The organism is Jatrophihabitans sp. (assembly GCF_046262535.1).
Lineage (GTDB): Bacteria > Actinomycetota > Actinomycetes > Mycobacteriales > Jatrophihabitantaceae > Jatrophihabitans.
This window is the reverse complement of record NZ_JBHEMO010000069.1, coordinates 1-15,523: the sequence shown is the minus strand read 5'-3', so window position 1 is coordinate 15,523 and position 15,523 is coordinate 1. Positions and strand designations below refer to the sequence as shown.

Here is a 15,523-nt window from a genome sequence, read left to right as displayed (position 1 = left end):
TGCTGGCACTTCTCCCCGCAACCGACTGGTTACTGACAGGTAAACCGGTCAGCTCCGGGGAAAAGTCCCGGCAGCAGGAGTTTCAGCCGCCGAACTCGAGCAGTAGCAGGGCCACCAGCACCGGCAGGACCTGGCGCCAGCGGAGCATCACGTAACGCTCCTGGTCGAACGCGTGGAACTTGCGCAGGTAGCGGTAGAGCCGTTCCACGCTGATGAGCGGGTCGAGCAGATGGACGAGGCCGTAGCCCACCTTGCCCAGCACGCCCAGGTGCTTGCGGTTGGCGAACAGGTCCGGGAACGGTGCGAACGCCAGCGACACCCGCTCCACGCCGCGGGTGGCGCCCCACTCGACGATCTCGGCGATCAGCCGCTCGTCCATTCCGTTCGGGGCGTCCTGCGAGCGGAGCGGGAAGTCCAGCGACAGATCCTGCTTGCCGGCCCACAGGTAGCGGTGGGCGCCGATCACCGCGCCGGAGGTGTCGCGGGCGACGACGAGAATGGCGTCCGGCTCGCGGCCGTCGAACAGGCCCCCCAGGATCATCGAGAAGCCCCGCGTGTCTTCGCGCCGCGAGCGCTTCATCAACCCCCGCAGCTCGAGGATCTGCTCCGGACGCAGGTCGCCTTCCCGATGCATCTCGACAGTCACGCCGGCGTTGCGCGATCGCTGGATGGCCTGGCGCAGGTTGCGGAACCGCCGGCCGTGAACGGTGAACTCCGATCGGTGCACCACGACGTCGCGGCCGATGGCGAGATGGCCGAAGCCGTACTGCTCCCACATGGGCCGGGCCCGCTCCCCCGCGCCGAGTACCGCGATCCGCAGACCGCGGCGGCGGGCCTCCTGCACGAAGGCCTCGATCGCGTCGGGCCAACCCTCCGCCGCGCCGACCGGGTCCCCGCTCGCGACCGCCGTGCGCACCCGCACCCGGTACCCGACCGCCGCGCTGCCGTCACCGGCGAAGGCGTAGCTCTTCTCCGGCCGTAGGGCGAAGGGAGCGAGCGGGTCGCGTTCGCTGACGGCGACCAGATGACGGACGCGTTGCCAGTCGCTCGAGCCACCCTCGTCATTGAGGGGTCGGGCCATCAGAACAGCGCCCTTGCCAGTTCGCGCCGGGCGGCCGGCACCCTGGGGTCGTCCGGGCCGAGGAGCTCGAAGAACTCCAGCAGGCGGGTGCGCACCTGTTCGCGGTCCTCGCCGCCGGTCCGGGGGATCGTCTTGAGCAACCGGTCCAGCGCCGAGGCGATGTCGTTGCCGGCGAACAGGAGGTCGGCGGCAGCGAGTTGCGCCTCGATGTCGTCAGGGGCCGACTCGGCCCGCTGGGCCGCATCCCGGTCGACCGACTCGAGGCGCTGCAGCAGGCGAACCTGGCCGAGGGCCAGCACGGCTTCCTGGTTGGCCGGTTCCTGGTCGAGGATCGCCTGGTAGCGCTGGGCGGCCAGTTCGAAGTTCCCGCCCTCGAGCGCCTCTTCCGCGGCGGCGAACCGCGGGTCCTCGGGCGCTGCGGGCGCCCCCGGTTCGGCCGCCTCGGCCGGCGCGGCGCCGGCGGCCGTCAGTCCGGCCTCGCGGCCGGCCTGGACCACAGCGGCCAGGAACTCGTTGATCTGGGCCTCAGGGAGCACGCCTTCGAAGCCGGGGATGAGCTGGCCGCTGATCACGGCGAACACGGCCGGCACACCTTGAACCTGCAGGGCCTGGACGATTCGCGGATTGGCGTCGGCGTCGATCTCGCGAAGCACCAGGGCGCCGTTGGCCGCAGTCACCGCGGGAACGAGCGCATCGACCAGCTGGGCGCTCGACGGGGCCCGCGGCGAGGTCAGCACGAGCAGTACCGGCACCTGGAACGAGCGGTCGAGCACCTCGCTTTGGAAGGTCGCCTCGCTGACGGCGACGACGTAGTTGCCGGCGGCGGGCGCCGGCGCCTCGGCCGCTCGGGCCGCCGCCTCGGAGCGGGCCTTGACGGCCGCGAGATCGACGGCGCCGGCCATGGCTGCGGCGGTTGCCGGACTGGCCGGGCCGCCGGGGGCAGGGCTTCGCCGTGGTGCACCTGGACGCATGTGTCCAGTTTCCCAGACGCGTCACCTGAACTGTGCGCGCGGTGAGTCCTCCCACTGACGCAGCCCCCTGGGAATAGGTTCCCGGGCTCGGTAGCGTCCGCCCAATGACAGTGCGAGTCGAGCACAGCGGGCCCAACGGCGAAGTGCGGACGGTCGTGATCGACCGGCCCGAAGCCCGCAACGCGGTCGACGGGCCGACCGGCGTCGCGTTGGCCGAGGCGTTCCGCGCGTTCGAGGCCGACGAGTCCGCCCTGGCCGCGGTCCTCTGCGGGGCGAACGGCACCTTCTGCGCCGGTGCGGACCTCAAGCAGATGTCGAATCACCTCGACGCCGACATGTCCGCGGACGGGCCGATGGGACCCAGCCGGATGGTGCTCACCAAGCCCGTCATCGCGGCGATCAGTGGCTACGCCGTCGCGGGCGGCATCGAACTGGCCGCGTGGTGCGATCTGCGCGTCATGGAGTCCGACGCCGTCGTCGGGGTGTTCTGCCGCCGCTGGGGGGTGCCGTTGATCGACGGCGGGACGGTCCGGTTGCCGCGGATCGTCGGCCTCGGGCGCGCCCTCGACCTCATCCTCACCGGCCGCCCGGTCGGGGCGGAGGAGGCCTTGACCATGGGGTTCGCCAACCGGGTCGTCGAGCCGGGGACCGCCCGCGCTGCGGCCGAGCAGCTCGCCTCCGAGATCGCTGCTTTCCCGCAGGCCTGCATGCGGTCGGACCGGCGGTCCGTGTACGACGGATTCGGCCGCGATCAGCCGACCGCGCTCGCAACCGAATTCGCCAATGGTCTGGACTCCGTCCGGTCCGAGGGATTGGCCGGCGCCGCCCGATTTGCCCAGGGCGACGGGCGGCACGGGGCTTTCGACGGCTGAACGGTCCTGCCGGCGGGATCGATCCGGCGTAGGTTGACCCGTCGTTGAGGTGGGACAACCCCTCGAGGAGGCGTCAATGGCCGACAGCATCTGGCCCACGATCCACACCGAGCGGGCCGCGCTGGCCGACGACCTGGACGGCCTGACCGATGCGCAGTGGTCCACCCGGTCGCTGTGTTCGGAGTGGGACGTCCACCAGGCACTCGCCCACCTAGTGTCGTCCGCGACGATGACGCCGCCGAAGTTCCTCCGGAAGTTCGCCGCGGCGCGGTTCAACTTCGACCGGTTCACCGCGGGCGAGGTGTCCCGCCTGAGCCGGGGCGGCCCGGCGGCGACGTTGGCTGCGTTCCGCGCGGCACAGCAACGCACGAGCGCGCCACCCGGTCCCAAGGAGACCTGGCTCGGCGAGGCGTTCGTCCACGGCGAGGACATCCGCCGTCCGCTCGGGATCGCGCACGACTACGCCGCCGCGCAGGTCGCCCGCGCTCTCCAGTTCTACGCGAAGAGCAACGCCATCATCGGCGGACGGGACCGCGTGGCCGGGCTGACGCTTCGAGCCACCGACACGGACCTGTCGGTCGGCTCCGGCCCACTGGTGGAGGGACCGGTGATGTCGCTGCTGCTGGCCGCGTCCGGCCGCCCCTGTGCGCTGGACGAGCTGAGCGGTCCGGGTGTCGAGGTGCTCCGGCAGCGGTTCTGAGGCGGCGGGTGCGCGGGCGGATCAGGTCTCGATGACGAAAACGTCGGCCAGCCCGGCAAGGGTCAGCAGGCGCTGGATGACCGGCGACGGATTGCGCAGCACCACCGAGTCGACCTTCTGTGCCGCGGCGATGAGCACGGCGATGCCCGAGCTGTCCATGAAGCGCAGCTCCGTCACGTCGAAGGTCAGCGTGGCCGGGCCGGCCGCGACGGCCTGATCGACGGCCGCGCGGGCCTCGTCGGCCCCGGCGAGGTCGAGATCGCCGCTCAGCCAGACCAGGGCGGCGCCTGGTTCGGCTCCGTCGTCGACGCGCACGGAGAACTGCAGTTGCGCTCCCGAGTTCTCCTCTAGCTCAGCCACCGAACCCCCAGGATCGCCGTGTCGTCATCCAAACCGCCCTGTGCGATTTCAGAGACGACAGTGTCCAACATCGCGTCGACCGGCAACGCAGCGGCCGACGTCGCCAGAGCGCGCAGCCGGTCCAAGCCGGCATTCAGGTTCTCGCCGCGGCGCTCGATCAGCCCATCGGTGTAGATGAGCAGCGTTGCCCCGGGCGGGACGGTGACCGATGAGGAGCTGTAGGCATGGGGGCTCGCTACTCCTATGGGCACGCCGACGGGGGTATCGACATACACGGCGTGATCGGACGTGACGCACAGCGGCGGCGGATGCCCGGCATTGGCGATGGTGACCTCGTGGCGCTCGACGTCGGCGAGGCCGCACACGGCGGTGGCGAAGTGCTGGTCGTCAACCACGTCGAGCATCTTGCGCAGCGATTCGAGTACGACGTCAGGCGGGTGCCCCTCGGAGACGAAGGCCCGGATCGCGAACCGCAAAGCGCCCATGACCGAGCCCGCGGGGACGCCCCGACCCGAGACGTCTCCCACGACGAAGAAGAATCGGGCGCTGTCGATGGGTACCAAGTCGTACCAGTCACCGCCGATGTCGACGCCGTTGGTACCCGATAGGTAGCGCACGGCCGTCTCTATGCCGGCCACCTGCGGCAGGGCCTGCGGCAGCAGCGCGTGCTGCAGCGTCTCGGCGATCGTCCGCTGCTCGCCGAGCAGATGCTCGACGTCGCCGGTGAGGCGCTCGGCGGCCAGCCGGCGGCGTACCAGACCCTCCGCGGTGCCCGCGGCCACCAGCGACAGAACGCCGCCGCCGATCGCGAGGATCCACCAGAGCCGGGCGGCGAGCGGCCCCCCCAGGGGACGCTGGGCCGCGGCCACGAGCAGCAGAGCCGAGGTGCCGAACGGGGTCTGGACCGATGACGTGCGGCCTTCCACCGGGAGCGTCGGCGTGTTGCCCTCCAGAAGCATGCCAGGTGTCGGGGACGTGCCGAGAAAAAGCGCGAACCTGAGATCGGAGAACGCCGACCCGGGGGCCACGACGGCCTTCCGACCGGCCGGCAGGGGGCTCTCGGCGTAGACCACGAACCGCTCGGTCCGACCGCTCGCTGCGACGGCGTAACCGAGACTCGATCGCGCGACGGTGCCGAGCGGCCCGAGTACGTCGAACGCCCGACCCGGCTTGGCCGCGGTCAGGAACTTGGTGGCGGCCGCCGGGTCCGCAGCGAGTCGCGGCGTCGGGCCGACAACGGTGACCATCTGGGCCGAGCCGGACCCGACCCGCCAGAGGGAGGCCGACGCGAACGGTTGTTTGGCGCCCACGTAGGCCGTGATGTAGTTGCGGAAGCGCGCCGCGCTGCTGTCCGGGTTTCGCGCCGCGATCCCTACCGCGGAATCGAGCGGCGTCTGGATCGTCGGCACCACCGCTGACAGGACCGTGGACGCCTGCTTGGTCTCCAACCGCAGCAGCCGATCCTCGTTCTTGCGGTTGAGATGGAACGTCGTCCAGGACAGCACCGCCGTCATCGCCAACCCGACCACCAGCACGAGCGCGCTGATCCGATTGACCGGCCGGCGCGACGTCACCGGAGGGCCGGGGGCCACGGCCGGCGGTGGAGGTGTCGTCGCCGCACCGGACGGCGCAGCGGCCGCTTCGGGGTCCTGCCCCCTGGCGCCCCCCGCGCTCACCACGGTGGAGCCGAGCTCACGGGTCGTCATGGCCACCGCTCGCATGCAACTCGACCCAGACGCGCTTGCCGCCGTGGTGATCGTCGGCTCCCCACGAGTCGGTCAGCGCTTCGACCATTCGCATTCCCCGGCCGCGCGGACGATCGTGGGCCAGCTCGGCGACGACCGGCCTGATCGACGATCCGTCGATCAGCGAGATTCGGACGTTGCCGTCGCGCTGCGACACCTCGAGTTCGTATGTTTCCGAGCCGGGCGCGTGCTCAACCGCGTTGGAGACGAGCTCGCTGACCACCAGCTCGGCGTCGTCGACGACCGGCGTGAGTCCCCATGCGGGCAGCAGGGCCCGGACTAGCGCCCGGGCCGTGGCCGCGGAGCGCACGCTCGCCGGCAGCTCCACGACGGCCCTCAGTTGCGTCATCAGGCACCACCGATCGCCTGGCGGCGCGACAGCACCGGCGCGGTGTCGGGGGGCATGGACGCTCCTCTGGCGGGGTGGGAGGGGGCCGCGTCGGACTAGGCGCATCCTCCGCTCCGGCCGAGTATCCGGGACGCCGAGGGCGGTGACCAGGCACCATTCGGCCCTATTTCACAGGCATTGGCACCTCGGGCGCCCGGTTCCCCCACCTCCGGCCGGATTGGCGGGCGCGTCGCCGGTCAACGCGGCGCCGGCTGCGGACCGGCCTGCGACGGATGGACCGAGGGCACGTCGCCGCGCCACGTGACCGGCTCCAGCCACAGCTGCCGCCCGGGAGTCGTCGAACCGATCGCACCGGCTGGCCACGCGTGGTACAGCAACCAGGTCGCGCCGCTCGTCGTGACGACGACATAGCAATGACCGGGGCCCGCCGCCACGTCGTCGGACGCGATGATCGATGCGTTCGACCGGTCGGTGCACGGCCCCAGCGGCGTGCGGCAGGTGGCGTAGCCGATGCCGTAGTCGGCCGATGCGTAGTTGTTGGCCGAGTAGAACAGGACGTAGCCGCGGCCGTGGGCGACCATTTCCGGTGCCTCGACGAGGTTGCCCTGCCATGCCTTCGCATTGGTCATGAGCGCGACGGGCCGGCCGACCAGGGCCGCCCCGTCGGCGCTGAGCCGCTGCCCCCACAGGTGCACAGGCTTGCCGCAGCAGTTCCCGTCGTTCTTCCAGTACAGGTAGAGCGACCCGTCCTTCGCGCGGATCGGGTCGGCGTCGATCGAGCCGCCCAGCGATGCCTGGCACACGAGCGGTCGGGTCGCTGTATCGGTGAACGGGCCGCCCGGTGCCGACGCGGTGGCCCGGCCGATGCATTGGACGCCGCGGTCGGCCGAGCGGGCCACGTAGTACATGACGTAGGTCGAGCCGAGGGTGATCACCTCAGGCGCCCAGGTGTTGCCGGCGTCGGCCCAGGATCCGAGTTGGGGCAACGCGTCCCCGCCCGGGCGCCAGTGCACCAGGTCGGGCGAGCTCAGAGTCTGAATGTTCTTGCCGGCGCCCTGTGTGCCGTAGGCGTGGTAGGTCGTGCCGACGCGCAGGACGGCCGGGTCGGGGAAGTCCTGGTCGTAGACGGGGTTCACGTACCCGCCCGCCGCCGCGGTTGCCGGCGCCGTCGAACCGTTCGACGACTTGTCCGCCCCTCGGCTCGACCCCCCACACGCCGCGACGGTCAGCACCGCTGCTGCCGCGGAGATCACGCCGAGCCGTCGGGGCATCAACCCTTGAGTCCGCTGCGCGAAACGCTCTCGATGATCTGCCGCTGCGCGATCACGAACAGGATGATCGCCGGGACGCTGGCGATGACCGCACCGGCCATGATCAGCGGATAGTTCGTGCTCGCCGAGTTCTGCAAGGTGTTCAGCCCGGCCGGCATCGTCAGCGAGTTGGGGCTGAACAGCACGTAGATCGGCCAGATGAAGTCGTTGAAGTTGGTGAGGAACGACAGCACACCAAGTGTCGCCAGGGCCGGCCGGGACAGCGGCAGGACCACCTTGGTGAAGATCGTCCACGTGTTGGCGCCGTCGATCCGCGCCGCCTCTTCGAGTTCCATGGGCAGACTGAGGAAGAACTGCCTGAGGAAGAAGACACCGAAGGCTCCGCCGGCGCTGGGCACGATGATCGCCCACAGCGAGTCGAGCCACCCCAGCTTGCTGACGATGAGGAAGTTCGGCACGAGGAAGACGAACACCGGCAGGAAGATCGTCGCGATGATGATCGCGAAGATCGGCCGTTTCGCGAAGAAGTCCAGCCGCGCGAGCGCGTACGCGGCCATCGAATCGACGACGACGATCAGCGCCGCGTTGGCCAGGCCGGCCAGCAGGCTGTTGACGAACCACCGCAGCACCGGCAGGGAATTGGAGTGCAACAGGGCGTGGTAGCTCGAGGTGTCGAATGGATTGGGCCACCACGAGTAGCTCGACGTCGCCGCGTCCTTCGTCTGGAAAGAGGTGATGAGCATCCAGATGAGCGGGGCGACGAAGATCAGGGTCAGCAAGGCCATGGTCAGCCAGAACACGACCCGCCGGGTGGTGCGACCGGCGCCGCCGGAGCTCTTGCCGGCCACGTAGCGGGCGGCCGGCGCATCCGTCGGCCGCGCGTCCTCGGTCACGGTGGTCATCGGTAGTCCTTCCCGGCCGTCACGTCTTGGCCTGTTCGCCGCGGAAGAAGCGATAGTTGACGAGGCTGATCAGGATCAAGATGATCGCGAAGATGTAGCTCATCGCCGCCGCCGCGCCTTGCCGGTACTGCCGGAGACCGACCTGGGATATGTAGAAGATCGCGGTGCGGGTTCCGTTCCCGGGTGCGCCGTTGGTGACCAGCAGCGCCTGGCCGAACATGTTCGCCGAGGCAAGGATCGTCACCGTGGTCACGAACAGCATGACCGGTCGCAGCCCGGGCAGCGTCACGTTGCGGAACTTGCCCCACTCGTTCGCCCCGTCGATGTCGGCGGCGTCGTAGAGCTCCGGCGAGATGTCCTGCAGCCCGGCCAGATAGATGATCGCGTTGAAGCCGAGGGTCCACCACACGGTCATCGACACGAGCGAGATCCAGGCCCACGGCAACTGGGTGAGCCAGGGGATGTTGCGCGAGACACCGGCCGAGTGCAGGTAGTGGTTGACCACGCCGATGTTCGGGTCCAGCAGGAAACGGAACAGGACGCCGACGACGGCCACGCCGAGGACGAACGGGGTGAAGAAGATGGCGCGGAAGAAGGTGCGTCCGGGGAACTTACGGTTCAGCAGCAGCGCGACGCCGAGCGGGATCACGACCAGGAGCGGGACGCTGAAGATCGTGAAGACCAGGGTCGCCCGCATGCTTTGCCAGAAGTCGGCGCCGTCGCGCGACCCGGATTTGAACAGGTCGGTGTAGTTGCGCAGGCCCACCCATGGCTGATGCGGCAGGAGGTAGTCGTAGTCGTGCAGGCTGATGTAGACGCCGTAGATCGCGGGAACGCCGATGAAGCCGATGAACAGCACGCCGTAGGGCAAGAGGAACAGGTACGGCGTCGCCCGGCCGGACCCGCGGATCTTGCGGCGGGACCGGCGCGGGCGCGCTGACTCGCTCTTCGACGGCTGCGTGTCGAGCGAGGTGGCAGTCATGATCAGCCGTACTTCTTTTTGTTCGCCGCGAGAATGCTCGTGGCTTGCTTGGCCGAGGTCTTCAGGGCCTGCTCCGGGCTCGTCTTCATCAGGATGGCGCTCTGGAACGCGTCGTAGAGCTTCTGCGTGACGTCGCCGAATCCGGCCACGGCCGGCGGGAAGTGGACGTCGGGGACCTCCTCGGCGAACGGCTTGAGGTAGCTCAGCCCCGAGGTGAACGCCGAGCTCTTCTGCAGGTCGGTCTCGGCGGGCACCTTGGCGCTCTTGGCCCATTCGGCCTCGTTCGAGGTGAACCAGTGGATGAAGTACCGCGCGGCCGCCGCCTTGTTGGCGTCGCTGCTGCCGTTCTTTGGCAGCACGAATTGGTGGGAGTTGCCCCAGACGCCACCCTGCGTCCCGATCTTCGGCAGCGGGGCGTTGACGATCTTCGCCTTCTGCGCGCGGGCATCGTCGACCTGCCAGATGCCCTGCCAGTTGAACGCGTTCTTGCTGTTCTTGAGCGCGATGTAGTCGGCGTCCTGCCCGACGTTCTGCGGGCTGTAGCCCTTCTTCACGAGGTCGACCATCCAGGTGAGGGCCTTGACGCCGGCCTCGGAGTCCCACGTCGCCTTCGTGTTGTCCTTGTTGAGGAGGTCGCCGCCGTACTGCCACAGCAGCGACTCGAACATGAAGGCGCCGGTGAACTGGAACGGGCTGACCCAGCAGCCCTGAATCCCTTTGCTCTTCAGCTTGTCGAGGGCGTCCATGTAGGAGTTCTCGTCGGTCGGGATGGAGCTGACGCCGGCCTTGTGGAGCAGGTCCTGGTTGACGTACAGGCCGAGGTCGTGGACGTCGATCGGGATGCCGTAGCGCTTGCCCTGGTAGACGCCGCCGTTCCAGACGGCCGGCGCGAACTGCGACTCCTGGAACTTCAGGGTCTTGGCGATCGAGTCGATGGGGACGATGACCTGCTGCGCCGCCTGCGTCGGGATGTCGTCGATGTGCATGACCGAGACGTCGGGGCCGTTGCCACTCTGCACCGCGGCCGGCAGCTTCTGGAAGAAGTCGGCCCACTGGTACACGTTCATGTGGACCTGCACCTTGGGGTTGGCCTTGTTGAACTGGGCGACCATCTTCTTGGCGAAGTCGCCGTCAGCGCCGGTCCAGCCGTTCCAGAAGGCCAGCGTCACCGCCGGACCGTTGTAGCTGGTGCCACCGGCCCCCGCGCCTGTGTCACCACCGCCGCCCGGCTTGCTCTTGCCGCCGCAGGCAGCGAGGGCGAGGGCACCGCCGAGAGCGCCCGTGGCGCCGAGAAAACCGCGCCGGGACATGTGGGCTTCGAGTCGTTCCATTGCTTCTCCTCGTGTCATGCGTTGACGGTGCTGGGTTGGGTGGGGGTACAGGAGACGGCGAGGGCCGTCCATGACGTCGCCGGCAACGAGACGGTCAGCCGGCCGCGGTCGAGTTCGGCGGAGTTTTCGGTACGCGGCCGCACCCGGTCGGGCTCGGTTGCGGTGTTCGTGGCCCGGACGTCGGGGCCGGACAGGACCAGTTGCTCGGCGACGCGGTGCGGTTGCAGCGCCCGCACGTCGACGGTCGTCACGATGTCGTCGTCGACGCTCCGGTTCACCAGGAACAGGGCCAGTGTCTTGGTCTCCTCGTCCCACGTCGCCGCCGTGGTGACAGCGGGCACGGCCCCGTACTTCGGAGTGACGACCTCCGGCGACTGCACCGGAACTCGCAGGGCCACGCCGCGGGCGAGCCGGGCCATCTGGGCGAACGGGTAGAAGATCGGCTGACGCCAGGCCGGGCCGCCGCGTTCCGTGCGGATCGGGGCGATGATGTTGACCAACTGCGCCTGGCAGGCGACGCCGACCCGGTCGGCGTGGTTCAGCAGCGAGATCAGGTACGACCCGACCGCGACAGCGTCGGCGACGGTGAAGTTGTCCTCGATCAACGCGGGCGCGTGCGTCCAGTCGCGCGGTGGCAGCCGGTGGTACTCGGTCTGGTACCAGACGTTCCACTCGTCGAAAGAGATCTTGAGCTTCTTGGGGCTGCGGATCTTCGCACGCACGTAGTCGGTCGCGGCGATCACGTCGTCGATGAATCCGTCCATGTCGACGGCGGAGGCGAGGAAGTCGGCCAGGTTGTCCGCCTCCTCGTAGTACGCGTGCATCGAGATGTAGTCGACCCACTCGTAGGTGTGCTCGAGGACCGTCGCTTCCCAGGCGGCGAAGGTAGGCATCTGCCGGTTGGAGCTGCCGCAGGCCACCAGTTCGATGCGCGGATCGACGAGCCGCATGGCCTTGGCCGCCTCAGCGGCCAGCTTGCCGTAGTCCTCGGCGCTCTTCTGGCCGACCTGCCACGGCCCGTCCATCTCGTTGCCGAGGCACCACAGCTTGACGGCGAACGGATCGACCGCCCCGTTCTTGATGCGCAGGTCGGACAGCTCCGAACCGCCCGGGTGGTTGGCGTACTCGACCAGATCGGCGGCTTCCTGCACGCCCCGCGTCCCGAGATTGACGGCCAGCATCGGCTCGACCTCGGCCTGCGCGGCCCAGGACATGAACTCGTGCAGGCCGAAGGTGTTGGGTTCGATCGATCGCCAGGCCAGGTCGAGGCGGGTCGGGCGTTCGGCGACCGGTCCGACGCCCTCTTCCCAGCGGTAGCCGGACACGAAGTTGCCGCCCGGATAGCGCACAACGGTCGGCCCCAGCTCGCGGACGAGTTCCAGGACGTCGCGGCGCAGGCCCTGCTCGTCCGCCGACGGGTGGCCGGGCTCGAAGATCCCCTCGTAGACACAACGCCCCATGTGCTCGACGAACGAGCCGAACAGCCGCCGGTCCACGGGACCCAGCGCGAAGTCAGGATCGACAACGAGTCGGCCTTGCGTCACCCGGTGACCTCCGTCATAGTCGGGCTACCGTTCTACAACGTTGCAAACATCGTTGTAAACCGATCGAAACGAATTGCCGTCAGACTGATACCTGCCATAGCCGTCGGAGAGGATGATCACCCGGACGCGCGCGGGAAGGAGGTCGGGGATTGGCAGTCAGCCTCAAGGATGTCGCCCAAGCGGCCGGCGTCTCCATCAAGACGGTCTCCAATGTCGTGAACGACTACCCGTTCGTGAGTGATGCGACCCGCTCGCGCGTGCAGACCGTCATTTCCCAAATGGGCTACCGGCCAAACCTGTCCGCCCGCCGCCTGCGCAAAGGCCGATCGGGGCTGATCGCACTCTCCCTGCCCGAGATCGCGGCCCCGTATTTCGCCGAACTGGCCGACGAGGTGGTGGCCGCGGCCGAGCCGCGGGGCATCACCGTGCTCATCGACAAGACCGGCGGCCAGCGCGGACACGAGCAGGTGGCTGCGTCCGGGATCCGCGACAACCTGGTCGACGGGACGATCGCGAGTCCGCTCGCGATGACCGCCGCCGACGTCGACACCCTCGGCCGGATCCACCCGCTGGTACTGCTGGGCGAACGGCTGGCGCTGGTGACCGTCGACCACGTCGCCATCGACAGCGTCAGCGCGGCTCGGGCGGCTACGAAGCACCTCATCGACATCGGGCGGCGCGTCGTCGCCGTGATCGGCACCGGGGAAGACATCAGCAAGACGGGCCGCCTGCGCCTGCACGGCTACGAAGAGGCGCTGGCCGATGCCGGGCTGCCTCAGGACCCGACCTTGCACGGCGACGCGCGGTGGTTCCACCGACCCGACGGCTACGCCGCGATGAACGAGTTGCTCCGCACGCGCCCCGACATCGACGGGGTGTTCTGCTTCAACGACCTGCTGGCGATCGGCGCGCTGCGCGCATTGCGCGAGGCCGGGCGCCAGGTCCCCGACGACGTCGCCGTCGTCGGCTTCGACGACGTCGAGGAGTGCATGTACACCGCCCCGCCGCTCACCTCGGTGTCGCCCGACAAGAGGGCCGTGGCCGAGACGGCGGTCGACCTGCTCATCCAGCGGATGGACGGCACGGGCCCGACCCAGCCGCGCGAGGTCTTCCCGCCTTACCGGCTGGTCGTCCGCGAGAGTACGGCCGGCTGAACCGCTCAGAAGCGGGCCGGCTCGCGGTACTCGCCCCACAGCGGCTTCAACGCGTTGCAGATCTCGCCCAGCGTCGCCTCGGCCCGGGCGGCGTCGAGCATTGCCGGCACCGTGTTGCGGCCGGCATCCGCGTCGTCGACCATCCGGCGCAGGGCGTCGTCGACCGCGCCCTGGTCGCGCCGGGCCCGCCGGTCGGCGAGCGTCGCCCGCTGCTCCAGCTCCACCTCGTGCGAGACGCGTAGGATCTCGAGCTGTTCGCTGATGTCGCCGGTGAGGACGTTCACGCCCACTACTCGCTTGTCGCCCTTCTCCAACGCGACCTGGTACTCGAACGCGGAGTCGGCGATCTGGCTGATGAACCAGCCGTCCTCGATGCCGCGCAGCAACCCGGCCGTCATGGTTCCGTCGCCACCGATGTCCTTGATGCGGGCGAAGATCTTCTCCGCCTCGGCCTCGAGGCGATCGGTCAGAGCCTCGACGTACCAGGACCCGCCGAGCGGGTCGGCGACGTTCAGCACGCCGGTCTCCTCGGCCAGGACCTGCTGGGTCCGGAGCGCGATCTGAGCGGCTTTCTCCGACGGCAGCGCCAGGACCTCGTCCAGCGCGTTCGTGTGCAGCGAGTTGGTGCCGGCAAGCACGGCGGCCAGCGCCTCGACCGCGGTCCGGACGATGTTGTTGTCCGGCTGCTGGGCGGTCAGTGATACCCCGGCGGTCTGGGTGTGGAAGCGCAGCCACTGGGCCCGGTCGGTCTTGGCGCCGTAGACGTCGCGCATCCACCGCGCCCAGATGCGCCGGGCGGCCCGCAGCTTGGCGATCTCTTCGAAGAAGTCGATGTGGGCGTCGAAGAAGAACGACAAACCCGGCGCGAAGCGGTCGACGTCCATACCCCGGGACAGGCCGAGTTCGACGTAGCCGAAGCCGTCGGCGAGGGTGAAGGCGAGCTCTTGCGCGGCCGTCGCGCCCGCCTCCCGGATGTGGTAGCCGGATACCGACAACGGTTTGTAGGCCGGGATGTTCTCGTCGACGTACTCCATCAGGTCGCCGATCAGCTTCAGGTGCGGCTCGGGTGGATAGATCCACTCCTTCTGCGCGATGTACTCCTTGAAGATGTCGGTCTGCAGGGTGCCGTTCAGCACCGACGTGTCGGCCTCCTGGCGCTCGGCGGCGACGACGTACATGCAGAACACGGGAACGGCCGGCCCGCTGATCGTCATGGATGTGGTGGTCGCGGCGAGGTCGATGCCGTCGAAGAGCACCTCCATGTCGGCGGCCGAGTCGATGGCCACGCCGCAGTGACCGACCTCCCCGAGCGCGCGGGAATCGTCGGAGTCGCGGCCCATGAGCGTCGGCATGTCGAAGGCGACGGACAGGCCGCCGCCGCCCTCGGCCAGGATCATCTTGTACCGCTCGTTGGTCTGCCTCGCGCTGCCGAACCCGGCGAACTGGCGGATCGTCCAGGGCTTGCCCCGGTAGCCGGTCGGATGGATGCCGCGGGTGAAGGGGAACTCCCCCGGCCACCCGATCCGTTCCATCCGGTCGTCGGCGCCGGTCGGGCCGTAGACGGGGTCGACCTCGGTGCCCGACAGCGTGGTGTAGTCCCGGTCGGCCTGCCGGGCGGCCTCGTAGCGTTCCTGCCAGCGGGCTCGGCCCGCCTCGATCTCGTCCCGATCCATGTCTCGCACCTTAGAGAGCCATTCGCGCACGGTGGGTGTCGACTACATCCTACATATTTAGTAGGACGTCCTAGTAGTTGCCCTCCGGCCGGGCCCGACCCCCCCGTCGGGCCCAGCCTGGGAAGCTCACACGGTGACGCGACGGATCGTGTTGGCCACCGCGTCATATACCCACAGATCGCCGAAGCCGCTGGCGATGTCGACTGCATCGCCGCCGATCGGCACTGTCCGCAGCAGCGTTCCGGTCAGCGGGTCGAGCTGTTCGAGCACGGCGTTGGATCCGGTGAACGTGTTTTGGTCGAACGCGGTGTCATCGCTGATCCAGAGCTCGCTGCCACGGGTGGTGATGCCGCCCGGTGAACCTGCGGATGGCAGGTAGAGCTGCTCCACCCCCTCGGCCGAGAGCTGGTAGAACGCTCCGGTGCAGCCATCGACGCTCCATATGACGCCGGCGGTCGCCGCGAGCGGACCGCACCCGACGTCGTCGATCGGGCCGTAGGTCGTCGTCGCGTCCGTCGCCGGGTTCACCGACTGCAGGGCTTGCTGGTTGGAGCTGAGGACTAGAGGTTGGCGCCGTCGTCGGTCAAG

At 69.1% G+C, this 15,523-nt stretch carries 15 protein-coding genes; 3 read left to right on the top strand and 12 right to left on the bottom strand.

All coding sequences use genetic code 11. The features are described 5' to 3' along the window. Positions 1 to 82 precede the first annotated feature (82 nt). Both ABR571_RS09805 and ABR571_RS09800 read right to left on the bottom strand, forming a co-directional pair. A complete protein-coding gene (locus ABR571_RS09805) occupies positions 83 to 1,081 on the bottom strand; it encodes a bifunctional lysylphosphatidylglycerol flippase/synthetase MprF (RefSeq protein WP_409453010.1) in 999 nt (332 codons plus the stop codon). Then, positions 1,081 to 1,983, bottom strand: a complete 903-nt coding sequence (locus ABR571_RS09800; RefSeq protein ID WP_409453009.1) for a co-chaperone YbbN — start codon at positions 1,981 to 1,983, stop codon at positions 1,081 to 1,083. The genes ABR571_RS09805 and ABR571_RS09800 overlap by 1 nt, the downstream gene beginning before the upstream one ends. A gap of 173 nt (positions 1,984 to 2,156) precedes the next feature. On the opposite strand from ABR571_RS09800, the gene ABR571_RS09795 reads away from it, so the two are divergent. Together ABR571_RS09795 and ABR571_RS09790 are read left to right on the top strand one after the other, a co-directional pair. Beyond that, positions 2,157 to 2,924 carry a crotonase/enoyl-CoA hydratase family protein gene (locus ABR571_RS09795; protein WP_409453008.1) on the top strand — a complete coding sequence of 256 codons (768 nt, stop codon included), beginning with the start codon at positions 2,157 to 2,159 and terminating at the stop codon, positions 2,922 to 2,924. Positions 2,925 to 3,000: 76 nt separating this feature from the next. Next, positions 3,001 to 3,624: a maleylpyruvate isomerase family mycothiol-dependent enzyme gene (locus tag ABR571_RS09790; RefSeq protein ID WP_409453007.1), complete on the top strand. Its 624-nt coding sequence runs from the start codon at positions 3,001 to 3,003 to the stop codon at positions 3,622 to 3,624. Between the two features lie 21 nt (positions 3,625 to 3,645). Here the strand turns inward: ABR571_RS09790 and ABR571_RS09785 are convergent, their stop codons facing one another. The 8 genes from ABR571_RS09785 to ABR571_RS09750 form a co-directional block, all read right to left on the bottom strand. Further along, positions 3,646 to 3,984, bottom strand: a complete 339-nt coding sequence (locus tag ABR571_RS09785) for an STAS domain-containing protein (RefSeq protein ID WP_409453006.1) — start codon at positions 3,982 to 3,984, stop codon at positions 3,646 to 3,648. Then, positions 3,972 to 5,690: a PP2C family protein-serine/threonine phosphatase gene (locus ABR571_RS09780; protein WP_409453005.1), complete on the bottom strand. Its 1,719-nt coding sequence runs from the start codon at positions 5,688 to 5,690 to the stop codon at positions 3,972 to 3,974. The genes ABR571_RS09785 and ABR571_RS09780 overlap by 13 nt, the downstream gene beginning before the upstream one ends. Then, a complete protein-coding gene (locus ABR571_RS09775; protein ID WP_409453004.1) occupies positions 5,677 to 6,078 on the bottom strand; it encodes an ATP-binding protein in 402 nt (133 codons plus the stop codon). The genes ABR571_RS09780 and ABR571_RS09775 overlap by 14 nt, the downstream gene beginning before the upstream one ends. 236 nt (positions 6,079 to 6,314) lie before the next feature. Then, on the bottom strand, positions 6,315 to 7,349 hold the full coding sequence (locus ABR571_RS09770; protein WP_409453003.1) for a glycoside hydrolase family 43 protein: 1,035 nt from the start codon (positions 7,347 to 7,349) through the stop codon (positions 6,315 to 6,317). Further along, positions 7,349 to 8,251 (bottom strand): carbohydrate ABC transporter permease, encoded by a 903-nt coding sequence (locus ABR571_RS09765; RefSeq protein WP_409453002.1) that lies wholly within the window; start codon positions 8,249 to 8,251, stop codon positions 7,349 to 7,351. The genes ABR571_RS09770 and ABR571_RS09765 overlap by 1 nt, the downstream gene beginning before the upstream one ends. A 19-nt stretch (positions 8,252 to 8,270) precedes the next feature. Next, entirely contained in the window at positions 8,271 to 9,233 is a 963-nt protein-coding gene (locus ABR571_RS09760; protein WP_409453001.1) for a carbohydrate ABC transporter permease, read from the bottom strand. Between the two features lie 2 nt (positions 9,234 to 9,235). After that, positions 9,236 to 10,564, bottom strand: a complete 1,329-nt coding sequence (locus ABR571_RS09755; protein WP_409453000.1) for an ABC transporter substrate-binding protein — start codon at positions 10,562 to 10,564, stop codon at positions 9,236 to 9,238. 14 nt (positions 10,565 to 10,578) lie between these two features. Beyond that, positions 10,579 to 12,108, bottom strand: a complete 1,530-nt coding sequence (locus tag ABR571_RS09750) for an alpha-N-arabinofuranosidase (RefSeq protein WP_409452999.1) — start codon at positions 12,106 to 12,108, stop codon at positions 10,579 to 10,581. 149 nt (positions 12,109 to 12,257) lie between these two features. Here ABR571_RS09750 and ABR571_RS09745 point away from each other — a divergent pair, with 149 nt between their 5' ends. Beyond that, the gene (locus ABR571_RS09745) at positions 12,258 to 13,262 is read left to right on the top strand and encodes a LacI family DNA-binding transcriptional regulator (RefSeq protein WP_409452998.1); all 1,005 of its coding nucleotides are present in this window, start codon (positions 12,258 to 12,260) and stop codon (positions 13,260 to 13,262) included. Positions 13,263 to 13,267: 5 nt separating this feature from the next. Here ABR571_RS09745 and ABR571_RS09740 read toward each other — a convergent pair whose 3' ends face one another. Both ABR571_RS09740 and ABR571_RS09735 read right to left on the bottom strand, forming a co-directional pair. Then, the gene (locus ABR571_RS09740) at positions 13,268 to 14,935 is read right to left on the bottom strand and encodes a methylmalonyl-CoA mutase (RefSeq protein ID WP_409452997.1); all 1,668 of its coding nucleotides are present in this window, start codon (positions 14,933 to 14,935) and stop codon (positions 13,268 to 13,270) included. A 126-nt stretch (positions 14,936 to 15,061) separates the two neighbouring features. Further along, positions 15,062 to 15,523: hypothetical protein (locus ABR571_RS09735; protein WP_409452996.1), on the bottom strand; the 462-nt coding region annotated here is incomplete at its 5' end.